This window comes from Leisingera sp. ANG-S5, from assembly GCF_000813925.1.
Lineage (GTDB): Bacteria > Pseudomonadota > Alphaproteobacteria > Rhodobacterales > Rhodobacteraceae > Leisingera.
On record NZ_JWLH01000005.1, the window covers coordinates 71606 to 94473 of the forward strand.

A 22868-nucleotide genomic window follows, 5' to 3' on the forward strand; every position below is an offset into this window, starting at 1 on the left:
CGTTTGGTTTGCCCCCACGACTGACACCAGGACCGGCGGGCATTTGCGCATGGTTCGCTTGTCCCCTACATACGGGGGCGCCACACGTTGAAACCGGCATTAGGAGGCCGCAGGCATGTTTGAAAATCTATCCGAACGCCTTTCCGGCGTCTTTGACCGGCTGACCAAACAGGGCGCCCTGAACGAGGAAGACGTCAAATCCGCCCTGCGCGAGGTCCGCGTCGCCCTGCTGGAGGCCGACGTCTCGCTGCCGGTTGCCCGCGATTTCGTCAAAAAGGTTCAGGAACAGGCCACCGGCCAGGCGGTCACCAAATCGGTGACCCCGGGCCAGCAGGTCGTGAAGATCGTCCACGACGCGCTGGTCGACGTGCTGCGCGGCGACGAAGACCCCGGCAAGCTCAAGGTCGACAACCCGCCCGCCCCCGTTCTGATGGTCGGCCTGCAGGGCTCCGGTAAGACCACCACCACCGGTAAGCTCGCCAAGCGGCTGAAGGAGAAAGAGGGCAAGAAGGTCCTGATGGCCTCGCTCGACGTCTACCGCCCGGCGGCGATGGACCAGCTGGCCGTCCTCGGCACCCAGATCGGCGTCGACACCCTGCCCATCGTGCCGGGCCAGAAACCCGTCGACATCGCCAAACGCGCCAAGCAGCAGGCGACCCTGGGCGGCTATGACGTCTACATGCTCGATACCGCCGGCCGCCTGCACATCGACGAGACCCTGATGCAGGAGGTCGAAGACGTCCGTAACGTGGTCTCCCCGCGCGAGACCCTGCTGGTGGTCGACGGCCTGACCGGCCAGGTCGCCGTTGAGGTGGCCGAGGAATTCGACGCCAAGATCGGCATCTCCGGCGTGGTCCTCACCCGGATGGACGGCGACGGCCGCGGCGGTGCGGCGCTGTCGATGCGCGCTGTCACCGGCAAACCGATCCGCTTTGTCGGCCTGGGCGAGAAGATGGACGCGCTGGAGACTTTCGAGGCGGACCGGATCGCCGGCCGCATCCTGGGCATGGGCGACATCGTGGCGCTGGTCGAAAAGGCCCAGGAAACCATCGAGGCCGAACAGGCCGAGAAGATGATGAAGCGCATGATGAAGGGTCAGTTCAACATGAACGACCTGAAGATGCAGCTTGAACAGATGCTCCAGATGGGCGGCATGGAGGGCATGATGCAAATGATGCCCGGCATGGGCAAAATGGCTAAGCAGGTGCAGGACGCCGGCATGGACGACAAGGTGCTCAAGCGCCAGATCGCCATGATCCAGTCGATGACCAAGAAGGAACGCGCCAACCCCGCCCTGCTGCAGGCCTCCCGCAAGAAACGCATCGCGGCCGGTTCCGGCATGGAGGTCTCCGACCTCAACAAGCTTCTGAAGATGCACCGGCAGATGGCCGATGTGATGAAGAAGATGGGCAAGATGGGCAAAGGCAAGATGCTGAAACAGGCCATGAAGGGCATGTTCGGCAAAGGCGGCATGCCGGATATGGGCGGCATGGACCCCAGCCAGATGGACCCCAAGGCACTGGAAGCCGCAGCTAAGGCAATGGGCGGCAAAGGCGGCCTGCCCGGCGGCCTCCCCGGTCTCGGCGGCGGCATGGGCCTGCCCGCGGGCCTCAGCGGATTTGGCAAGAAGAAGTAAGTTGACCACTGCGCCCACCATATCCACTGCGCGCCTGACGCTGCGCCACCACGTGATGTCGGACTTTGCGCCGCTTCACGATGTGCTGGGCAGTGACCGCGCGCGCTATATGGGCGGACCGTTTTCACTGAAAGACAGCTGGCAAACTGTTGCCGCTGAAGTGGGCAGCTGGTCCCTGCTGGGACATGGCAGCTGGGCCATCGAGCGCGCTGACGACGGCGCACTGGTCGGCCAGGTCGGTATCAATAAACCGGCCCACTACCCCGAGGCGGAGATCGGCTGGACCCTGTGCAGCGGGTTCGAAGGCAATGGCTACATCACCGAAGCCGCCGCTGCCGCCCTTTTGTGGGCCTGGTCCGAAATGGGCGCCAGCAGCCTCGTCAGCTATATCACACCCGGCAACAGCAGGTCGGTCTCTGTCGCCGAAAGGCTCGGCGGCAAACCTGACCTTGCCGCGCCGCTGCCGCTGGGTGAGACCTCGGAAGATACCATCGTTTACCGCCATTTTGCGCCGGATTGCGACGGCGGGATGGAGGCCTACGCATGACCTCCCATCTGTCCCGCACTGCGCAGCCCGGCGCGGCCCGCAACCGTTTAACGGAAAATTACGCAGTCTCATCGATACTCCTTCACCGGATGGGTGAAAAAGACGCCGGGCGGCCTGCCGCCCGGGCAATGGGGTACGATATGAAAGACGCGCAACGGCGGTATCCACGGCTGGTTTCCAAGCGGCTGATGCTGATTTCTCCGGCGGATCCGGATTTTGACGCCCAGGCTGCCTTCCTGGCGCCGGACGCGCCGCGGTTCATCAATGTCGCGGATGACGCCGATTCTCTGTGGTGGTCGATCGCCACCATCATCGGCCATTGGCACCTGCACGGCTACGGCCTGTTTGCCGTGGTGGAGCGCAGCACCGGCGACACCGTGGGCCTGGTCGGCCCCTGGTTCCCCAAGGGCTGGCCAGAACCGGAACTGTCCTGGCACCTGATGGAGACCGGCGAGGGCAAAGGGTATGCCAGCGAAGCCGTGCAATGCGTGCTGGACTGGCTGTTCAACGCGGCCGGCTGGGACACCATCGTTTCCTACGTGCCGGAAGAAAACACCGCCTCAATCGCCCTGGCCCGCCGCGCCGGCGCCCAGCCGGAACGGCTGGTCTCCTTCCCGCTGCAGCCGGCCCCCGGCCTGCGCTGCTGGCGCCACTCGCCCGCCGCCCGCCGCTCCGGCCCTGAAGCCGCCCGGGGGCTTTTGCACTGATGCGCCTGCGCGGGATCATATCCTGGCGCCGACGCGCCCTTCCGCTGGAAGGAGCGCGCTGATGCCGTTTGACATCCCGGTGATCGAAACCCGCCGCCTGGTGCTGCGCGGCCCCGAAGCGCAGGATTACCCTGACTTCAAGGCCACCTTCAGCTCCTACCGCTCGCGCTTCATGGGCGGACCGCTGAACACTTACGAGGCCTGGATGCTCTATGCCGCCGAGATCGGCCACTGGCAGGTGCGCGGCTTCGGCATGTGGATGATCCACGACAAGGCCAGCGGCGAGACTTACGGCATGGCCGGCGGCTGGCAGCCCGCAGGCTGGCCGGAGCGCGAGATCGCCTGGATCATCTGGCCCGGTGCCGCTGGCAAGGGCTATGCGCTGGAGGCAGCCCATGCCGCCCGCCAGCATTTCTATTCAAATCTGGGCTGGGAGACTGCGGTCAGCTATATCGACCCCAAGAATCTCGACTCGATCCGGCTCGCGGAACGGCTCGGCGCTGCCAAGGACCACGGCGCCGCCACCATCGACGGCAACGACGCCGTCTACCGCCACCCCGCGCCGGACGCCCTGAAGGACAGCCAGATTGCGCATGGGATCGACATGGAAATCAGCCATTACGCCGACCCGCTCTTCAAACCGGAGGGCTGGGCCATTGACTAATGTGCGCGCGATTTCCCGGATGCTGCGCTGCGGCGGTGCACAGGTGGTGCACAGCCGGTGCACGCCTGGCACCCCCTCGACGGCACCCCGCCCTGCTGTATTGCGGAGACCCCGATGACAACAGATATCCAAGATCCCGTTGCCCGCGCAGCCGCGCTGCTGAAGGGCCACCGCGAAAGCATCGACCGTCTGGATGCAATCCTCGTCTATACTCTGGGCGAGCGGTTCAAGCACACCCAGGCGGTGGGCCGGCTCAAGGCCGAACACGACCTTCCCCCGTCCGATCCCACCCGCGAAGCGGCGCAGATCGCACGGCTCGAAGACCTGGCGGATCAGGCCGATCTGGACCCTGAATTCGCCAAGGCATTCCTGAACTTCATCATTGATGAAGTCATCCGCCACCATAAGAAACACCAAGAATAACAACCAACAACAGGACAACCGGGGCATACCCCGGACAACGCCATCAAAGGAGATGTACCCATGGCAATGAAAATCCGTTTGGCCCGCGGCGGCTCCAAAAAACGCCCCTTCTACCGCATCGTGGCTGCTGACAGCCGCATGCCGCGCGACGGCCGCTTCATCGAGAAGCTGGGCACCTACAACCCGCTGCTGCCGAAAGATTCGGAAGACCGCGTGAAAATGGACCTGGAGCGCGTGCAGCACTGGCTGGACCAGGGCGCGCAGCCGACCGACCGTATCGCCCGCATGCTGGAAGCCGCAGGCGTCCGCGCCAAGGCCGAGCGCAGCAACCCGAAAAAAGGCACCCCGGGCAAGAAAGCCCAGGAGCGCGCAGAAGAGAAAGCTGCAAAGGCTGCTGAAGCCGCCGAAGCAGCTGCAGACGCGGAATAATTCCGTGGAGCTGCGGGGCGCTTTTCCCGAAGAGTTCCGCAGCCAGCTTGATCTGCTGATGCGGCTCCGGCGCGACGTGCGCCGGTTCCGCAGCGATCCGGTGGAGGAGGCAGTGCTGATGCGCTGCCTCTCTGCCATTCAGCTCGCCCCGTCCGTGGGCTTGAGCGAACCCTGGCGCATCCTGCGGGTGGAAAGCGAAACCGCCCGCGCCTCTGCGCTGAAGAATTTCGAAGCCGCCAATGCCCAGGCGCTGACCGGGTATTCCGGCGAAAAGGCTGAGCGTTATGCGGAACTGAAACTGTCCGGCATGCGCGATGCTCCGGTGCAGTTGGCCGTCTACTGCGACGATGAGACCACCCAGGGCCACGGCCTGGGCGCCGCCACCATGCCGGAGATGCGCCGCTATTCGGTGGTCACCGCCATCACCCTGTTCTGGCTGGCGCTGCGCGCCGAAGGGCTGGGGCTGGGCTGGGTTTCGGTGCTGGACCCCCAGCAGCTGAACCGCGACCTGAACGCGCCCAAGGGCTGGCAGCTGATCGGTTATTTCTGCATCGGCTACCCGGAGCGGCTGTCGGACACGCCGGAACTGGAAGAAACCGGCTGGGAAAGCCGGATGGCGGACCTGCCGCTTGAAACCCGCTGAGGCCCGTCATGGGACGGTTGATAAGGCTTGTGTTTTTTGTTGCAGTGGCCTTTACCGCGGGCATCTTCTTTGAACGCAACCATCAAAGCGAACTCTGCGAACAATCCGGCGGCCAATGGCTGCGCGCGGGGTTCTGTGCAAAGGACTGACAGCATGAGCGATCTGATCTGCGTAGGCGCCATTTCCGGGTCCTTCGGGGTGCGCGGCGAGGTGCGGCTCAAGAGCTTCTGTGCCATCCCGGAAGAGATCGAGGACTACTCGCCGCTCAGCAATGAGGACGGGAGCAAGACCTACTCCCTGACCATCACCCGCCCGATCAAGAACGGCTTTGCCGCGTTGCTGGAAGGTGTTGAAACCAAGGAAGAGGCCGACGCCATCAAGGGATTGCGGCTGTTTGCCCGCCGCGATCAGCTGCCGCAGCTGCCGGATGACGAGTTCTACCACACCGACCTGATCGGGCTGGAAGTCTATGACACCGGCGGCACGCTGCTGGGCACGGTGAAATCGGTGCAGAACCACGGCGCCTCCGACCTGCTGGAGATCCACGGCCCCGGCCTCAAGGCAACCGTGCTGCTGCCCTTCACCCTGGAAGCGGTGCCAACCGTGGATCTGACCCAGCGCCGTATTGTCGCCGACCCGCCCGAAGGGCTGTTCTGAAAGGTGCATTAGGGGCTTTGCCCCCTCGCGCCATTGGCGCTCAGCCCCAGGATACTTCCTGCCAGAAGAAGACTGGATCTCTTGTTCATCTGGCCGAAAATATCCCGGAGCGCGAGGCAGAGCCTCGCATAACTCCGCTTTCTTCGCAGCGCGCCATCGCCTATGAGGACGCCATGACAGACACGCCCTCCCGCTCCCATGGCCGCAAGGCCATCCGCCCCACGCTGAAACCGCGCGAGCTGATGACGCCGACGCCGGACCTGGCAGGCGTGTGGAAGGCCAAGATCATCACCCTGTTTCCCGCGGCCTTTCCCGGTGTGCTGGGCGAAAGCCTGACCGGCAAGGCGCTGCAGGAGGGCCTTTGGCAGCTGGAGACCACCGATCTGCGCGAATTCGGCGTTGGCAAGCACCGCAATGTCGATGACACGCCCGCAGGCGGCGGCGCCGGCATGGTGCTGCGCGCCGATGTGCTGGGCGAAGCGATCGAACACGCGATGGCGGATACCCGCGGCAACTGGCCCCTGGTCTACCTGACCCCGCGCGGGCGGCCGATGAACCAGCAGATGATGCACAATTTTGCCCAATGCGACGGCATCACCCTGCTTTGCGGGCGGTTCGAAGGTGTCGATGAACGGGTGCTGGAGCATTACGGCATTCAGGAGGTCTCTTTGGGGGACTTCGTGATGACTGGCGGCGAACTGGCGGCACAGGCGCTCATTGACGCCACCGTCCGGCTGATTCCGGGGGTTCTGGGCAACCACGCCTCGACCGAGGAGGAGAGCTTTTCCTCGGGCCTTTTGGAACACCCGCAATACACCCGCCCTGCCGAATGGAAGGGCCGGGAAATCCCCGATGTGCTGATGTCCGGCCATCACGGCAAGATCGCAGACTGGCGCCACGGGATGAGCGAAGAGATCACCAAGGCCCGCCGCCCGGACCTGTGGGAGGCCTACATCCGCTCCAAGGACAGCGGCAAGCCATAGCGCAAGTGACGCACCAGCCTGGCTTTTCCCCAATGCAAGCCGTTGCCGCATTGGCGAACCCGTGTTTTACTCCTCCTGCATAAGTTAAATGACAGGAGACAGCAGGGTGGCTGGGAAATTTGAACTCTACACCGACAACGCAGGCGAATTCCGCTTCCGCCTGAAGGCAGGCAATGGCGAAAACATTCTGGCCAGCGAAGGCTACAAGCAGAAGGCCAGCGCCGAGAACGGTATTGAATCGGTCCGCAAGAATGCCGGCGACGACGCGCGCTATGAGCGCAAGGAAACTGCCGCGGGCAAACACATGTTCAACCTCAAGGCCACCAACGGCCAGGTGATCGGCACCTCGCAAAGCTACGCCAGTGCCTCTGGCCGCGATAACGGCATCGAGTCGGTCAAGAAGAACGCGCCAGACGCGGCGCTGGACGACCAGACCGCCTGAAACAGCACCGGGCCCTGTCCGGGCCCGGCCGCAGCCGGCTAGTTCGGCATCTTGTTGTTTTTCCAGACCGTCAGCGTTGTTCCCTGCTTGAAGGTGACATCGCCCTTGGACTGGTTCCGCTCCGTTTCCCAGCCAATATCACTGCTGCCCAGCCGGTCATCCGGGAAGTGGGTCTTGAACTTCCAGTCGCCAGCCGTGGACGAGCGGGTCAGCACAACCAGGCAGTGGGGCACCATCTTCACACCGCCGCCACCGGATTTTTCAACCAGTTTCACGTTCAACGCCTTGAACATCTCATCCAGGCTGGATTTGCCCTGTTCAAAGTCGGAAACCGCGGATTTGATATCGTTGAGCGAAACGGCAGCCCCGTCACGCTTGAGCGCATAGCCCCAGCCCGGCGCCGAGGCCGGCGGCCCCATCTTCAAGGTCAGCGAGGTCAGTTCGTCCGTCACCTGATTGGCCTGGGTCTTTTTGCCGGTGGCATAATGCGTGAACCCCTTGAACTTTGCCGCGATCGTCGTTGCCCGGTCGAAGGCTTCCTTTTCAAGAACCGGGGTTGCCCACATTGAGGCATTGCCGCCGCTGTACTGCTTGCGGTCAAAGCTGGCTGCGATCTGCTTTTCGACTTCCGAACGGTTGGCAATCACCCGTTTCCCGTCCTCCTCGGTATAGGTGATTTTCACCTTGTTCCACTTCTCGGTCACCTGCGCGGTGCCGGAGGAATTGCCGCTCTGATCCGGGGTCACCCCGTCCTGCGAAGAGGCCCGCATCGCCTGCCGTTCCATGCCGGTCTGCGCACCGTGGCGGCCGGTGCCGTGGCCTTCGCCGCCGTCCTCCGCCTTGATGCGCTCTTCCTGCCATTGCTGTGCCTCGGCCTGCTTCTTGATCAGCGCCTCGATCTGGCTGCGGGCCTGATCCACCGGCACGCTGTCCAGCATTTCATCCAATGCCGTGATGCGGGACTTGATATTGCCCAAGGCTGTGACAAAGGCTTTTTCCTTCTCCAGCTTCTCGGCCTTCATCTCCTCGACATTTTTCAGCAGCTGGCCGCGGGACTGCTCCAGCACCTGTTTGGCCTTCTCCAGCCGCTCGGCGCTGGCGTCGACCTGCTGTTGCTTCTTGCTGATATCCTTGGCCTTGGTCAGCCCTGACAAGGTCTCCTGCAAGTCCTTCAGCACCCCGGCTTCGCGGGTCACGGCCGTTTCCAGCTTGCCCAGCTTCGCGATTTCCTCCTTGATCCGGCTGGCCAGCATCTTGGCTGCTTTGCCGCTATCCGACTGCGCGAACTCCTCGCTGCGCTTTTCCGCGTCTTGCTCATCCGATGCCAGCGCCGCCTTCACATATCCGACCATTTCCTTGTCGAGCACCTCCAGCCGGGCATAGGCCTGCTTCCATTCGCCCTTCTCGAAATGTTCGGCCACAGCCCCGAAATGCTGGCGCAGTGCCTTGCGCTCATCATCCATGATCTTGCCCTTGACCTTGTCGAACCGGGCGGTTGTGGCCTTGAGCCGGGTCTTGGCGTTGGTTTCTTCCTTGGAGGCCTCCTTGCCGCCGCCGATCAGCTTGATCAGCTCCTCCATCCGGGTGTTGAGGGCGATCAGGGTCTTGGCCGCTTGTGCCTGGTCCGTGTCCTTCTGCTCCTCGATCTGCCCGAACAGGATGCGCAGCTCCTTGCGCTCGTCATCCGTGATCCTGCCCTTGATCTTGTCGAAGCGGCTTTCCACCGCCTGCAGCCGTTTCAGGAAGCGCTTGTCCGGATCAGCCTCGCCGCCCGCATCCAGGTCCACGGCCACAAGCTCATAGCCGAACTGGGTGCCCTTCATCAGCGGCTTCAGCTTCTTTTCAGGCATCCTGCCCTTCACCAGGCTGAGCCGCAGCGTGCCGTCCTTGACAGAACACTGCCCCACCGCCCGCTGTTTGGCTTTGGACTTCAGCTCCTTCAGCAAAGGCGGCGCCGCCTCGCCGACAATCAGGATGGACTGGGCTGCACCGTTCAGCGTGACCTCATCATAGAAGTAGAAATCGCCCGGTGTGGCATCCAGCTTCTTGAGCTCTTTCTTCAATTCCGCCTTGTAGGATTGTTCGCTGTTGAAAATATCCATCTTTTTGAATGGCATGCTGTCTCCCCTCCCTGGTGAGGCGCGCCCGGCCGGCTGCATATGCTGACGCTGCGTAAATAAATGTATTTGAACGGTAACCGCAGATCCGCAGCCGATCAAAAGGAAATCAATGCCTGCGATCCGGGCGCCGCCGCAGAATTCCCTTGAAACATTGGCGCAGCAGGCCTAAAAGCCGCTCGTCTGGTGCCGGGAATCGGCCCCGGGCCGTTGGCTGTTGGATCAGCCCCGGAAATCTTCTTCGGTTTCCTTCAGGATCCAACCCGCCAGCAGCAAGGAACAGACGGCGTGATCTCTGGCGGGCTGCCTTTGGCGGGACCCGGTGAAGACCAGGAGCTCTCATGACGGCACAAACCTCTGCGGAATGAACCGCAGGCAATTTAGGAGAGTTGCGATGGACCTGATCGCACAGCTGGAGGCGGAACAGATCGCCGCCCTGGGGAAAGAGATCCCCGACTTCAAAGCCGGTGACACCATCCGTGTCGGCTATAAGGTGACCGAAGGCTCGCGTTCGCGCGTGCAGATGTACGAAGGCGTTTGCATCAGCCGCAAAAACGGCTCGGGCATTGCCGGTTCGTTCACCGTCCGCAAGATTTCGTTCGGCGAAGGCGTGGAGCGTGTGTTCCCGCTGTTCTCGACCAACATCGACTCGATCGAAGTGGTGCGCCGCGGCCGCGTCCGCCGCGCCAAGCTGTACTACCTGCGCGCCCGCCGCGGTAAGTCGGCCCGTATCGCAGAAGATGCGAACTACAAGCCCAAGAAAGCCTGAGGAGCGGTATCATGAAAAAAGACACCCATCCCGATTACCACTTCATCGACGTCAAAATGACCGACGGCACCGTCCTCAAGATGCGCTCCACCTGGGGTGCTGAGGGTGATCAGCTGGCCCTGGACATCGACCCGACCGTGCACCCGGCCTGGACCGGCGGCACCTCGCGCCTGCTGGACGCCGGCGGCCGCGTGTCCAAGTTCAAGAAGAAATACGAAGGCCTGGGCTTCTAAGCCGCCTGCCGTATTTTGCAGAACTCCCGAAGGCTGCCCCGGACGGGCAGCCTTCTTTCTTTTTCTCCTGACGCTGGGGCCGGATGTGCGCCCCGCGGGAAAGACAGCCCCCTCGTGAAACAAGCCCTGGCCAACGCACTGCAAGAGCGCGGATATGAAACCCTGACCCAAGTGCAGGAGGCTGTGACCCAGCCTGACGTGGAAGGGCGCGACCTGCTGGTGTCTGCACAGACCGGATCGGGCAAAACTGTCGGCTTCGGCCTGGCGCTGGCCCAGGATCTGCTGGGCGAAGAGGACGCGTTCGGCGAGGCCGCGGCACCGCTGGCGCTGGTGATCGCCCCGACCCGCGAACTGGCGCTGCAGGTGAAACACGAACTTGGCTGGCTCTACCGCGAGGCAGGCGCACGGATTGCGTCCTGCGTCGGCGGCATGGACATGCGCGATGAGCGCCGGGCGCTGGAACGCGGCGCCCATATCGTGGCGGCCACTCCGGGCCGTCTGCGCGACCATATCGCGCGCGGCTCCATCGACCTCAGCCAGGTACGCGGCGTGGTGCTGGACGAGGCCGACGAGATGCTGGACCTCGGCTTCCGCGAGGATCTGGAGTTCATCCTGGGCGAAGCGCCCGAAGACCGCCGCACCCTTCTGTTCTCCGCCACCGTTCCGCCGGCAATTGCCAGCCTGGCCGAGACCTTCCAGCGCGACGCGATGCGGATCAAGACCGCGGGCGAAACCAAGCAGCACGCGGATATCGAATACCGTCTGATGAGCGTCGCGCAAGCGGACGCGGAAAACGCCATCATCAACGTGCTGCGCTACTATGAGGCGCCCAGCTCCATCGTCTTTGCCAACACCCGCGCAGCGGTGAACCGTCTGGCCGCGCGCCTGACCAACCGCGGCCTGCCGGTGGTGACCTTGTCGGGCGAGCTGTCCCAGACCGAACGCAGCCATGCGCTGCAGGCAATGCGCGACGGGCGTGCCCGGGTTTGCGTGGCCACCGATGTGGCGGCCCGCGGCATTGACCTGCCGGGGCTGGAACTGGTGGTCCATGCGGAGCTGCCCTCGAACCACGAAACCCTGCTGCACCGCTCCGGCCGCACCGGCCGCGCGGGCCGCAAGGGCGTCAGCGCGCTGATCGCTCCGCCCAAAGCGCGGTCCAAGGCCCTGCGCCTGCTGAAATGGGCCAAGCTGACCGCTGAGCATTGCGAAGCGCCCTCTGCCGACGACGTGCTGGCCCGCGACGAAGAGCGGATGCTGGCCGATCCGGTCTGGCAGGAGCCGGTAGCCGAAAACGAACAGGCAGGCGTGCAGACCCTGCTGGACGCGTTTACGCCCGAACAGATTGCCGCAACCTATCTGCGCCTGTTCCGCAGCCGCCACTCGGCGCCTGAGGACCTGCGCCCGGCAGACACGCCGGAGCCGCGCAAGGAGCGTAAGGAACGCAAAGCCTTCGGCCCCTCTGTCTGGTTCTCCCTGTCGGGCGGCCGCGAGGCCGGCGCCGACCCGCGCAAGGTGCTGCCGATGCTGTGCAAGGCCGGTAATATCGACCGCGACGCCATCGGCGCAATCCGGGTGCAGGATAACGAGACCTTTGCCGAAATCAGCAAAGACGCGGTTGAGGGCTTCCTCAAGGCGCTGGACGGCAAGACAGAGCTGGAGCCGGGCGCTGTGCTGACGCAGCTGGCTGAAGCACCGGAACTGGCCCCTGCCCCGCGCCGCGGCCCCGGCGGGCCGAAGGGCGGCTTCAAAGGCGACCGAAAACCGCATCGCGGCAAGGACGATGGCGCCAAGCCCTACCGTGCCAAATCCGATCACCGCGAAGACAGCCGCCCGCCCCGCAAGGAATGGACCGACAAGCCGGAGCGCAAGGAACGGAGCGACAAGACTGCAGGCAAGGACTGGGGCGGCAAGCCCGCGCGCAAAGACTGGGACAGCAAACCGGCCCGCAAGGAGGACCGCCCCAGCAAGCCCAAGCCGGCTGTGACCGCCAAGCCCAAAGGCGCATCGGATCCCTCCAAGCGGATGACCCGGCCCGGCGCGCCCGCGGCCAAGCCGTTCAAGGCCAAAGGCCCCAAGCCGCCGGTCGGCAAGCCCAACAGCAAGAAGAACAAGGCGCGCGCCGCTGCAGCCGTGTCCGCAAAGGGCGGCAAGGGCGGCGACGCCCGCCCCAAGCGCAAGCCTGCGGGTCCTGCAAAACACAGGTGATACACTAAGTTTACCAGACTGCCCGCACCGCTTTTCTTGGCGGAATCCAGAGCCTATACAGGGGCCCAAAGCGAAAGACGTGCACAAAAGCACGAGCGAAGGGACCTGTACATGGCGCATATCATTGTCGTCGGCAACGAGAAGGGCGGCGCGGGCAAATCGACCGTTTCCATGCATGTCGCAACCACCCTGGCCCGTCTGGGCCACAAGGTCGCGGCGCTGGATCTGGATCTGCGGCAGCGCTCGATGGGGCGCTACCTGGAGAACCGCAAGGATTTCTGCGTCAAATCCGGCCTGGACCTGCCGATGGTGGAAATCCACGAGCTGCCGGAGATCGACCCGGCCAGCCTGCAGCCGGGCGAAAACATCTATGACCACCGGCTGTCAGCGGCAGTCTCGGCGCTGGAGCCGGGCCATGACTTCATCCTGATTGACTGCCCCGGCTCGCACACCCGCCTCAGCCAGGTGGCGCATTCACTGGCCGACACGCTGATCACGCCGCTGAATGACAGCTTTGTCGACTTCGACCTGCTGGCGCATGTGGACCAGAAGGGCGAGACCATCACCGGGCCGTCCGTTTATTCCGAAATGGTCTGGAACGCCCGCCAGCTGCGCGCGCAGGCCGGGCTGAAGCCGATCGACTGGATCGTGATCCGCAACCGCGTCGGCACCCAGCGCATGGTCAACAAGGAAAAGATGGAACGCGCCATCAAGATGCTGTCCAAACGGATCGGCTTCCGCATCGCGCCGGGTTTTTCAGAGCGGGTGATTTTCCGCGAGCTGTTCCCGCGCGGTCTGACGCTGCTGGACCTCAAGGACATCGGCGTCAAGCAGCTGAACATCTCCAACATCGCCGCCCGGCAGGAACTGCGCGACATGATGAAAGAGGTGAACCTGCCCGGGGTCGAGATCAGCATCTGACCCCGGCTGCGCAGCCGCTTAGCTGTCGCAGCCGCAGTTGCCGCGGTAGATCGTGTAGAGCTCCATCGGCTCTGCCACGCCGCGCAGCATGTAGCGGCCCAGGGACACCAGGTCATGATTGGTGCCCCGGGCCGCGGTTTTCACATCCTCGGACATGATGATGTTCTGGCCTACAGAGCGGTGCATGCCGGCAATCCTGGCGGTCTGGTTCACCGCCTGGCCGATCACGGTGAAATCCAGCCGGTTCTCCGCCCCGATATTGCCATAGAGAATATCGCCGGCGTGCAGCGCCAGGGTGAAGCCGGCAGTCGGCAATTCCAGCTCCTCACGCTCAGTGTTATAGGCGCGCACCTTGCCGCACAGCTCATTGGCCGCGGCCAGCGCTGCGTGGGCGTCTTCTTCGATGCTGCCAAGATTGAACATCGTCAGCATGCCGTCGCCCATGAATTTGAGGATATTGCCGCCATGCGCCTGGATGGTTTCGACCGCCAGGCCGAAGTACCCGTTCAGCATCTCGATCAGCTCAGTCCCCGGCAGCCGTTCGGCCAGCTGGGTGAACCCTTTGAGGTCGAACAGGCAAATCACAGCGTCGATCTGCTGCGAGGAGCCGCGCTGGATCTCCCCGGACAGCACCCGGCGCCCGGCATCGCGGCCCAGATAGACCTGCAGCAAGTCGCTGGCCATCTGCCGGTTGGAGGAGGACTTCAGTGCCAGCCCCAGATGCGGCAGGGTGGTGCGGATCAGGTCCAGCTCGCGGCCGGAAAAGCCGCCGGGGCGGTCAGAGGCCCAGGAGACCAGCATCCCCTCGCGCGGATGGCGCGGGTCATTGGGTTCGTCATCGGGCGGCGAGAAGCGAACGCCCTTGGCAAAGTAATCCGTTGCGCCGCGCTCCCGCAGTTCGGGCAGCAGGGGGAACTGTTCCGGCGCATTATCTTCCAGCCGCTCGCGAAACTCTTCCAGATTGTGCTCCAGGATGTGGAAGAATGGACTGCGCAGCCATTCCTCGCGCGGGGATTCGCGGTATTCGTAGTGTTCGTGGCTAATGCCGTCAGCGCGGGTCCAGTTGAAGCCGATGCCGCCGAACTTTGGGTGAAAAGCCCGCTGCGCCAGATGGAACCGCCACAAGGGCACCCCTGCATCAACCAGACGCTGGCAATACCCCTGCAAAAGATCCTGCTGCGGCGCCCCATGCAGGCCCTGCTCCATCAGCCAGGCAATCAGTGGCCCTGAATTGACATCAATCTGTATCATCGCTTCACCTTCAATCCCGCTGCTTTATCTGGGGGCTGGGCCTTGCAATGTCTATGGTTCAATCCCTGCTAAATTGCGCAGCATATACCGCAAAATTGCAACCTCGCCGGTTGTGAAGCGGGCGCAGATCCGTGTGTCGAACTCCAGCGCGTGCTCGCGCAGATCCTTATACGCCGCCTCACCGGCCGGGGTCAGCGCCAGATGTTCGGCCCGCCGGTCGTTTTCATCGCGGGTCCGGGTCACGAACCGCTTCTCCGACAGCTTGGCCACCGCGCGGCTGATCTTGGTCTTGTGGATCTTGGCGCGGCTGCCGATCTCCTTGGCGGTCATCTGGCCGTAGTTGCCCAGATGAAACAGCACCCGCCACTCGGTGCGCAGCATTCCGTAGCGGTTCTTGTAGTGCTTCTGGAACCCCAGCGAGCTTTCCTCGGCAGCGCGGTTCAGCAGGTAGGGCAGGAAATCCTGCAAAGCGAAATCATCTTTTTCGTTCATTTTCGTCCCCTCTCCCTTGTTAGTTACAAAAACAACTAATATCCCGCAAGCAGCAAGAGGAGAAACGCGCGATGAATCGGCCAGCCGATCCCCATGAAATGATCCAGGCCCCCTCTCTTCAGGGGCCGCACGAGGGCTATATGCCCGGCTTTGCAAACGACTTTGAAACCGAGGCGCTGCCCGGTGCGCTGCCGCAGGGCATGAACAGCCCGCAAAAGTGCAACTATGGCCTTTACGGCGAACAGCTGAGCGGCACCGCCTTTACCGCCGATGTGCCGGAGCGGACCTGGTGCTACCGCATCCGCCCGTCGGTCAAGCATTCGCACCGCTATGAGAAAACCGACCTGCCGCATTGGAAGTCTGCACCTTGCGTTGATCCGGACGTGATCTCGCTGGGCCAGTACCGCTGGGACCCGGTGCCGCATTCGGATGAAGGCCTCACCTGGCTCACCGGCATGCGCACCATGACCACCGCGGGCGATGTGAACACCCAGGTCGGCATGGCGAGCCATATCTATCTGGTCACCGAGTCGATGGTGGACAGCTACTTCTTCTCCGCTGATTCCGAGCTGCTGGTAGTGCCGCAGGAAGGCCGGCTGCGCTTTGCAACAGAGCTGGGCATCATCGACCTGGCACCGCAGGAAATCGCCATCATCCCGCGCGGGCTGGTCTACCGGGTCGAGGTTTTGGAAGGCCCCTGCCGCGGCTTTGTCTGCGAGAACTACGGCCAGAAATTCGAGCTGCCGGGCCGCGGCCCGATCGGCGCCAACTGCATGGCCAACCCGCGCGACTTCAAGGCGCCGGTGGCGGCGTTCGAGGACCGCGAGGCGCCCTCCACCGTGACCATCAAGTGGTGCGGCCAGTTCCATGAGACCAAGATCGGCCACTCGCCGCTGGATGTTGTCGCCTGGCACGGCAACTATGCGCCTTATAAGTACGACCTGACCACCTATTGCCCGGTCGGGGCGATCCTGTTCGATCACCCGGACCCGTCGATCTTTACCGTGCTGACTGCACCGTCCGGCGTGCCGGGCACTGCCAACATCGACTTTGTGCTGTTCCGCGAACGCTGGATGGTGGCCGAAAACACCTTCCGCCCGCCGTGGTACCACAAGAACATCATGTCGGAGCTGATGGGCAATATCTACGGCCAGTATGACGCCAAGCCGCAGGGCTTTGTGCCGGGCGGGATGTCCTTGCACAACATGATGCTGCCGCACGGGCCGGACAAGAACGCCTTTGAGGGCGCCTCGAACTCCAACCTCGGCCCGGAAAAGCTGGACAACACCATGTCCTTCATGTTCGAGACCCGCTTCCCGCAGCATCTGACCGCCTTTGCAGCCAAGGACGCGCCGCTGCAGGATGACTATATCGACTGCTGGAGCGACATCGAGAAGAAGTTCGACGGCACGCCCGGCCTGAAATGAAACGGTGAGGGGGCGCTGCCCCCTCTGGGCCGGTCCGGCCCATTCACCCCCGGAGTACTTCCGGAAAGATGAAAAGGATCTTCGGATCCGGAAACTGGAGACACTATGCCTCTGCTGAAATCCTGGGTGGCCTCGGCCAATGATGCGAACCACCCGTTCCCGCTGAACAACCTGCCTTATGGTGTATTTTCCGTTGAGGGCGATGACCCGCGCTGCGGTGTTGCGATCGGCGACATGATCCTGGACATGCAGGCCGCCGAGGAGGCCGGTCTGGTCCGGCTGGCCGATGCGCCGCTGTTCGACGTTCCCTACTGGAACGACCTGATGGAGGAAGGCCCCGCCGTCTGGGCCGCGCTGCGCAACCGTTTGACCGCGCTGCTGTCCGAAGGTGCTGCCGAGCAGGACAAAGTGGAGCCCCTGCTGGTTGCCGCCGCCGATGCCGAGCTGCACATGCCCTTTGCGGTCAGCGAATACACCGACTTCTACGCGGGCAAAAACCACGCCTTCAATGTCGGCACCATGTTCCGCGGTCCGGAAAACGCGCTGCCGCCGAACTGGCTGCATATCCCGATCGGCTATAACGGCCGCGCGTCGTCTGTCGTGATTTCCGGCACCGATGTGCGCCGCCCCTGGGGCCAGCTGAAAGGCCCGAACGACGACACGCCGCGGTGGGCACCCTGCGCGCGTTTCGATATCGAGCTGGAGATGGGCGCCATTGTCGGCACGCCCTCCGACGGACCGATCACCGTGCAGGAAGCGGATGACAATATCTTTGGCTATGTGCTGCTGAACGACTGGTCGGCGCGTGACATCCAGGCCTGGGAATACCAGCCGCTGGGACCGTTCCAGGCCAAGGCCACGGCCAACACGATCTCTCCCTGGATCGTGACCAAGCCGGCGCTGGAACCGTTCCGCTGCGACACGCCGGAACGCGAAGTGGAGCTGCTGGACCACCTGAAGGACTGCGGCCCGATGCTCTATGACATCGACCTTGAAGTGACCCTGGCGCCGGAAGGCAAGGCGGCGACCACCATCGCGCGGACCAACTACAAGGAGATGTACTACTCCGCCGCGCAGCAGCTTGCGCATCACACCACTGCGGGCTGCCCGATGAACGCAGGCGACCTCTTGGGCTCCGGCACCATCTCTGGCCCCACCAAGGAAAGCCGCGGCTCGCTGCTGGAACTCAGCTGGGGCGGCAAGGAGCCGCTGACGCTGGACACCGGCGAGGAGCGCTCCTTCATCGCTGATGGCGACACGCTGACCCTGAAAGGCGCGGCCAAGGGCGATGGCTACACCATCGGCTTCGGCGACTGCACCGGCACTGTGCTGCCTGCGCTTGAAGACCCCTACGCAAGATAAGGAAGACCACCATGGCAAAAGCTTTTGCGTCCCAAGGGGACCTGACCGAAAAGAAGATCACCTTCGATGAGATCGGCGAGGGGCTCTATGCCTTCACCGCCGAGGGCGACCCGAACTCCGGCGTGATCATCGGCGATGACAGCGTCATGATCGTCGAGGCGCAGGCCACCCCGCGGCTGGCAAACAAGGTGATCGAATGCGTGCGTTCGGTCACCGACAAGCCGATCACCCACGTGGTGCTGACCCACTATCACGCGGTGCGGGTTCTGGGCGCCTCCGCATTCGGCGCACAGCAAGTGATCATGTCAAATGCCGCATACAACATGGTGCTGGAGCGCGGGCAGGAAGATTGGGACAGCGAGTTCCAGCGTTTCCCGCGCCTGTTTGAAGGCCACGAAAGCATCCCGGGGCTGACCTACCCCACCACAACCTTCACCGATCAGATGACTGTCTTCCTCGGCAACCGCCGGGTCGACATCAAACAGATCGGCCGCGCCCACACTGCCGGCGACGCTGTCATTCATGTGCCGGACCAGAACGTGATGTTCACCGGCGACATCGTCGAATACCACTCGGCCTGCTACTGCGGCGACGGGCATTTCGCCGATTGGGGCCAGACGCTCGACAACATCAAAGCCTATGACGTCGACGCCATCGCGCCGGGCCGCGGCGATGCGCTGGTTGGCAAAGAGATGGTCAATGCCGCCATCGAGAACACCCGCGACTTCGTCGAAAGCACCTACCGCCCGGTTCAGCGCATCGCTGCACGCGGCGGTTCACTGAAAGAAGCCTGGGATGCGGTGCGCGCGGAATGCGACCCGAAGTTCGCGGATTACGCGATCTACGAGCATTGCCTGCCCTTCAACGTCGCCCGCGCCTATGACGAGGCGCGCGGCATTGCGCATCCCCGCATCTGGACCGCCCAGCGCGATCTGGAGATGTGGGAGGCCCTGCAGGGCTGATTTTGCAACCGGGGCGGTTTGATCCAGATCGTATCGCCCCGGCAGAACCTGTGAGACGCTAGACCATCCTCCCGGCGTGCCCATGCCGGGAAACGGTGAAGCTGTGCCTGACGGCACCCGGAAATTGGGAGGAGACCTGATGAACAAGATCTTTGAAGTCCCGTTGTACCCCTACGCGCGCCATGCGGATCAGGATGCTCCTGCGCCCGTGCGCCGCAAGGTAGTGGTGATCGGGGCAGGCCCCATCGGCCTGGCTGCCGCCATCGACCTGGCGCAGGCCGGCACCGAAGTGGTGGTGCTGGATGACAACGACAAGGTGAGCTTCGGCTCCCGCGCCATCTGCTTTGCCAAACGGCCCCTGGAAATCCTCGACCGGCTCGGCTGCGGCCAGCCCATGGTGGACAAGGGCGTGCAGTGGAACGTCGGCAAGGTGTTCTTTGACGACCGTCAGGTCTATGACTTCAACCTGCTGCCGGAGGAAGGCCACAAACGCCCTGCCTTCATCAATCTGCAGCAGTATTATTTCGAAGAATACCTGGTGAACCGGGTCCGCGAACTGCAGGAGCAGGGCGCACCGATTGAAATCCGCGGCCGCAACAAGGTCTCGGCCATCGGCACCCATCCCAGCCATGTGACTCTGGAAGTCGACACACCCGAAGGCCCCTACAACCTGGAAGCCGACTGGCTGATCGCCTGCGACGGCGCCGGCTCCCCCACCCGGCAGATGCTGGGACTGGATTTTGTCGGCCGGGTGTTTGAGGACAACTTCCTGATCGCCGATGTGATCATGGAGGCGGACTTCCCGACCGAGCGCTGGTTCTGGTTCGACCCGCCCTTCAACAAGGGCCAGTCGGCCCTGCTGCACAAGCAGCCCGATGGCGTCTGGCGCATCGACCTGCAGCTGGGCTGGGACATCGACAAGGAGCGCGAGAAGCGCCCCGAAAACGTGATCCCGCGTCTGCAAGCCATGCTGGGCGAAGACGTGAAATTCGAGCTGGAGTGGGTCTCGATCTACACCTTCCAGTGCCGCCGGATGGAACAGTTCCGCCATGGCCGGGTGCTGTTTGCCGGCGACGCCGCGCATCAGGTCTCCCCGTTCGGCGCCCGCGGTGCCAACTCCGGCCTGCAGGACACCGACAACCTGTGCTGGAAGCTGCAGCTGGTGATGGACGGCACCGCACCGGAAAGCCTGCTGGACAGCTATGACATCGAACGCATCCATGGCGCGGATGAGAACATCCTGAACTCCTCGCGCTCCACCGATTTCATCACCCCCAAGTCGGAGATGAGCCGGGTGCTGCGCGACGCAGTTCTGGATCTGTCCGAACAGTATGAATTCGCGCGTCCCTTGGTGAACTCCGGCCGCCTGTCGGTGCCCTGCACCTATGACGGCTCGCCGCTGAACTCAGCCGATGCGCTGAACGGGCCGGAGCGCACCCGCCCCGGCTCCCCCTGCCCCGACGTGCCGCTGGCCGACGGGTTCCTGCTGGACAAGCTGGGAGACAGGTTCACCCTGCTGACCATCGACGCCGACGCCCCCGATGAGATCGAGGAATCCGGCATCAAGGTCACCCGGCTGGCGCTTTCTATCAAGGATGACAAGACGCTGGCGCTGAAGGACCGTTACCTCGGCAGCGCCGAAAGCGGCGTCTACCTGATCCGCCCGGACCAGCATGTGGCCGCCCGCCGCCCCGGCTTCGACGAAAACCAGTTCCGGCACGCGATCCGCCGGGCCATCGGCAAGGAGTGATCAAGATGACCGAAGACCAACTGATCCTGACCGCCAACCTCGAGCGCGCCGACGACTTCTATGCCGACCTGCTGGCCGCGCATGAGGATCTAAGCAAAGACGAGAGCGATGCGCTGAACGCGCGTTTGGTGCTGGTGCTGGCAAATCACATCGGGAAACGCGCGATCCTGAAACAGGCGCTGGCCGCTGCCGCGCTGAAAACCGGGGAGGACTCCGCTTGAAAATCGAACAGATCCACCACGTCGCCTACCGCTGCAAGGACGCCAAGCAGACGGTGGAGTGGTACAACAAGATGCTGAACATGGACTTTGTCCTGGCCATTGCCGAGGACCATGTTCCTTCCACCCACGAACCCGATCCCTACATGCATATCTTCATGGATGCAGGCAACGGCAACGTCCTGGCCTTCTTCGAACTGCCGACCAAGCCGGAGATGGACCGCGACCGCAACACACCGGTCTGGGTGCAGCACATCGCCTTCAAGGTGAAGGACCGCGAAACCCTGATCCAGTTCAAGGAGCATCTGGAGGCCAACGGCGTCGAAGTGCTGGGTGTTACCGACCACTCGATCTTCCACTCGATCTACTTCTTCGATCCGAACGGCCACCGGGTGGAGCTGGCCTGCCCCGACCCGGAGGAAGAGGCGCTGCTGCAAAAGCTCGACTCGGTGAAATGGGAAATGCTGGAGGAATGGTCCAAGACCAAGAAGGCACCCAAACATGCCGAATGGCTGCACGCCAAGGAATTGAACAAGGCCTGATAGGCTCAAGCAGCCAAGGCAGCCCGGCGGGCTGCCTTCTCAGCACGGGAGACCGCCGATGGGCAGCACGATCCTTTATGACTACTGGCGCTCATCAGCCAGCTACCGGCTGCGCATCGCGCTGAACCTGGCCGGGATCAGCTACACTTCGGTGCCGGTTGATCTGGTTAAGGGCGAACACAAGAGCCCGGAACACCTGGCCCGCAATCCGCAAGGGTTCGTGCCGGTGCTGGAGATCGACGGGCTGCGCCTCACTCAGTCGCTGGCGATCCTTGACTACCTGGATGAGACCCGCAGCCTTGGCCTGCTGCCCGCAGACCCCGGCCAGCGTGCCAGGGCACGGGCACTGGCGCATTCCGTCGCGGTGGATGTGCATCCGGTCTGCAACCTGCAGGTTGCGAAACACGCCACAGCCCTCAGCAGCGGCGCGGACGACATGCCCAAGGCCTGGATGCAGCACTTCATCCGCCCCGGTCTGCAGGCGTTTGAAACCCTGCTGGAGGGTTTCAGCCAGGCGCCTTACTGCACCGGCGACACCCCGGGGCTGGCCGACATCTGCCTGATGCCGCAGCTTTACAACGCCCGCCGCTGGGAAGCTGATTTCTCGGACCTGCCGCGGATCTGCGCAGTGGAGGCGGCCTGCGCCGCCCACCCTGCCTTTGCTGCAGCCAGCCCGGCCCCGCCAAACTGACCGGTCCGGGCGTCCCGCTGCGTCACAAGGAACGCAGCAGCACCTTGCTGGAATTCAGCGCCTGGGCGATCCGCTGGTAATGCAGCGCCACATCGTTGTTGCCCTCCGCCGAGCGCAGCAGAACCGTGGTGGTGTCTTCCAGAATTGCCAGCGCCTTGGCGTTGGTTTCAGCCACAGTTTCCTGCTTCACCGCCGCAACCGGGCGGCGCTTGGTCTCGCTGTCTGATGGCACAGTGATCTGCAGCCGGGGCTGGCTGTAGTCACGGTTCTGCCGGGACAGTTTTGCCAGTTCGTCAGAGGCCGTGGCAAGGGCCTCACGTGCGGCCGCGTACTCACCCTGAGCAGGCAGGTTTTTGACCAGCGCCTTCAGTTCCTTGGCCAAACAGTCCGTCCGGTAGGTGGTGCCAACAGCCTCGCAGGCTGCCGACGCGGTGCTGATCTGGGCAACAACAGCAGTGGTGACAGAGTTGGTTACCGACGCCGGGCCAACCGGGGCCGCGGTGCTGGTACTGGTGCTTGAGCTTCTGACGCCATCCGCTTCCGCTGCATCGCCGCCTGATTCCGCATCGCCGCCAAACTGGGACGGCGACGGGGAGCCGCGCACCTGCGCCTTGTGCACGTACACTGCAGCCTTTTCCTGCAATGCTGTCCGGCCAGTCACTGCGGCGGCTTCCGCCAGTGCCGGCGCAAGCAAAAGTGCGGCCGCCAGTGGCAATGTACAAACCGCCTTGTTTTTACTGCTGTTCATTGAACCCTCTTAACTTTGCCCTGCAGATGCAGGGTTTCTTGCCGGTGTG

General features: G+C 63.4%; 25 protein-coding genes. 21 read left to right on the forward strand and 4 right to left on the reverse strand.

Annotation, left to right across the window (positions count from 1 at the left end; genetic code table 11):
* Window positions 1-115: 115 nt before the first annotated feature.
* The 10 genes from ffh to RA25_RS08675 all read left to right on the forward strand — a co-directional run bounded on the left by ffh (window position 116) and on the right by RA25_RS08675 (window position 7131).
* On the forward strand, window positions 116-1636 hold the full coding sequence (gene ffh / locus RA25_RS08630; RefSeq protein ID WP_019296649.1) for a signal recognition particle protein: 1521 nt from the start codon (window positions 116-118) through the stop codon (window positions 1634-1636).
* Window position 1637: 1 nt separating this feature from the next.
* The gene (locus RA25_RS08635) at window positions 1638-2183 is read left to right on the forward strand and encodes a GNAT family N-acetyltransferase (RefSeq protein ID WP_039171564.1); all 546 of its coding nucleotides are present in this window, start codon (window positions 1638-1640) and stop codon (window positions 2181-2183) included.
* Window positions 2184-2311: 128 nt separating this feature from the next.
* On the forward strand, window positions 2312-2890 hold the full coding sequence (locus RA25_RS08640) for a GNAT family N-acetyltransferase (RefSeq protein ID WP_241477384.1): 579 nt from the start codon (window positions 2312-2314) through the stop codon (window positions 2888-2890).
* A 61-nt stretch (window positions 2891-2951) separates the two neighbouring features.
* Entirely contained in the window at window positions 2952-3554 is a 603-nt protein-coding gene (locus tag RA25_RS08645; protein WP_039147184.1) for a GNAT family N-acetyltransferase, read from the forward strand.
* 114 nt (window positions 3555-3668) lie between these two features.
* Complete coding sequence (locus RA25_RS08650) at window positions 3669-3977, forward strand: chorismate mutase (protein ID WP_019296653.1); 309 nt, start codon at window positions 3669-3671, stop codon at window positions 3975-3977.
* Between the two features lie 60 nt (window positions 3978-4037).
* Window positions 4038-4406 (forward strand): 30S ribosomal protein S16, encoded by a 369-nt coding sequence (gene rpsP / locus RA25_RS08655; RefSeq protein ID WP_019296654.1) that lies wholly within the window; start codon window positions 4038-4040, stop codon window positions 4404-4406.
* 4 nt (window positions 4407-4410) lie between these two features.
* Window positions 4411-5049 carry a 5,6-dimethylbenzimidazole synthase gene (gene bluB, locus RA25_RS08660; protein ID WP_039171567.1) on the forward strand — a complete coding sequence of 213 codons (639 nt, stop codon included), beginning with the start codon at window positions 4411-4413 and terminating at the stop codon, window positions 5047-5049.
* A 153-nt stretch (window positions 5050-5202) separates the two neighbouring features.
* Window positions 5203-5706: a ribosome maturation factor RimM gene (gene rimM / locus RA25_RS08665; RefSeq protein WP_039147187.1), complete on the forward strand. Its 504-nt coding sequence runs from the start codon at window positions 5203-5205 to the stop codon at window positions 5704-5706.
* A 173-nt stretch (window positions 5707-5879) separates the two neighbouring features.
* Window positions 5880-6689, forward strand: a complete 810-nt coding sequence (gene trmD, locus RA25_RS08670; RefSeq protein WP_039171570.1) for a tRNA (guanosine(37)-N1)-methyltransferase TrmD — start codon at window positions 5880-5882, stop codon at window positions 6687-6689.
* Window positions 6690-6795: 106 nt separating this feature from the next.
* On the forward strand, window positions 6796-7131 hold the full coding sequence (locus RA25_RS08675; RefSeq protein WP_019296659.1) for a YegP family protein: 336 nt from the start codon (window positions 6796-6798) through the stop codon (window positions 7129-7131).
* Window positions 7132-7169: 38 nt separating this feature from the next.
* Here the strand turns inward: RA25_RS08675 and RA25_RS08680 are convergent, their stop codons facing one another.
* On the reverse strand, window positions 7170-9248 hold the full coding sequence (locus RA25_RS08680; RefSeq protein ID WP_039171575.1) for a hypothetical protein: 2079 nt from the start codon (window positions 9246-9248) through the stop codon (window positions 7170-7172).
* Window positions 9249-9642: 394 nt separating this feature from the next.
* Between RA25_RS08680 and rplS the strand changes: the two genes are divergently transcribed.
* From rplS to RA25_RS08700, 4 genes are all read left to right on the forward strand, one after another.
* Complete coding sequence (gene rplS / locus RA25_RS08685; protein ID WP_019296661.1) at window positions 9643-10017, forward strand: 50S ribosomal protein L19; 375 nt, start codon at window positions 9643-9645, stop codon at window positions 10015-10017.
* A gap of 11 nt (window positions 10018-10028) precedes the next feature.
* A complete protein-coding gene (gene rpmE / locus RA25_RS08690; protein ID WP_039147194.1) occupies window positions 10029-10250 on the forward strand; it encodes a 50S ribosomal protein L31 in 222 nt (73 codons plus the stop codon).
* Window positions 10251-10364: 114 nt separating this feature from the next.
* Window positions 10365-12455, forward strand: a complete 2091-nt coding sequence (locus RA25_RS08695; protein WP_039171577.1) for a DEAD/DEAH box helicase — start codon at window positions 10365-10367, stop codon at window positions 12453-12455.
* Between the two features lie 111 nt (window positions 12456-12566).
* Window positions 12567-13376, forward strand: coding sequence for a division plane positioning ATPase MipZ (locus tag RA25_RS08700; RefSeq protein WP_019296664.1), 810 nt, complete (start codon window positions 12567-12569; stop codon window positions 13374-13376).
* A gap of 18 nt (window positions 13377-13394) precedes the next feature.
* On the opposite strand, the gene RA25_RS08705 is transcribed toward RA25_RS08700, so the two are convergent.
* Window positions 13395-14627: an adenylate/guanylate cyclase domain-containing protein gene (locus RA25_RS08705; RefSeq protein ID WP_019296665.1), complete on the reverse strand. Its 1233-nt coding sequence runs from the start codon at window positions 14625-14627 to the stop codon at window positions 13395-13397.
* A 51-nt stretch (window positions 14628-14678) separates the two neighbouring features.
* Window positions 14679-15119, reverse strand: a complete 441-nt coding sequence (locus RA25_RS08710) for a MarR family winged helix-turn-helix transcriptional regulator (protein WP_019296666.1) — start codon at window positions 15117-15119, stop codon at window positions 14679-14681.
* Window positions 15120-15190: 71 nt separating this feature from the next.
* On the opposite strand from RA25_RS08710, the gene hmgA reads away from it, so the two are divergent.
* The 7 genes from hmgA to maiA all read left to right on the forward strand — a co-directional run bounded on the left by hmgA (window position 15191) and on the right by maiA (window position 22071).
* The gene (gene hmgA, locus RA25_RS08715; RefSeq protein WP_019296667.1) at window positions 15191-16546 is read left to right on the forward strand and encodes a homogentisate 1,2-dioxygenase; all 1356 of its coding nucleotides are present in this window, start codon (window positions 15191-15193) and stop codon (window positions 16544-16546) included.
* A gap of 105 nt (window positions 16547-16651) precedes the next feature.
* Window positions 16652-17908 (forward strand): fumarylacetoacetase, encoded by a 1257-nt coding sequence (gene fahA / locus RA25_RS08720; RefSeq protein ID WP_039171579.1) that lies wholly within the window; start codon window positions 16652-16654, stop codon window positions 17906-17908.
* A gap of 11 nt (window positions 17909-17919) precedes the next feature.
* On the forward strand, window positions 17920-18870 hold the full coding sequence (locus RA25_RS08725; protein WP_019296669.1) for an MBL fold metallo-hydrolase: 951 nt from the start codon (window positions 17920-17922) through the stop codon (window positions 18868-18870).
* Between the two features lie 139 nt (window positions 18871-19009).
* Window positions 19010-20620, forward strand: a complete 1611-nt coding sequence (locus RA25_RS08730; RefSeq protein WP_039171580.1) for an FAD-dependent oxidoreductase — start codon at window positions 19010-19012, stop codon at window positions 20618-20620.
* A 5-nt stretch (window positions 20621-20625) separates the two neighbouring features.
* Complete coding sequence (locus tag RA25_RS08735) at window positions 20626-20841, forward strand: DUF2783 domain-containing protein (RefSeq protein ID WP_036762139.1); 216 nt, start codon at window positions 20626-20628, stop codon at window positions 20839-20841.
* Window positions 20838-21380, forward strand: coding sequence for a VOC family protein (locus RA25_RS08740; protein WP_019296672.1), 543 nt, complete (start codon window positions 20838-20840; stop codon window positions 21378-21380). The genes RA25_RS08735 and RA25_RS08740 overlap by 4 nt, the downstream gene beginning before the upstream one ends.
* Window positions 21381-21438: 58 nt before the next feature.
* Window positions 21439-22071: a maleylacetoacetate isomerase gene (gene maiA, locus RA25_RS08745; protein WP_039171582.1), complete on the forward strand. Its 633-nt coding sequence runs from the start codon at window positions 21439-21441 to the stop codon at window positions 22069-22071.
* A gap of 22 nt (window positions 22072-22093) precedes the next feature.
* Here maiA and RA25_RS22115 read toward each other — a convergent pair whose 3' ends face one another.
* Complete coding sequence (locus RA25_RS22115; RefSeq protein ID WP_052254206.1) at window positions 22094-22819, reverse strand: hypothetical protein; 726 nt, start codon at window positions 22817-22819, stop codon at window positions 22094-22096.
* Window positions 22820-22868: the final 49 nt, after the last annotated feature.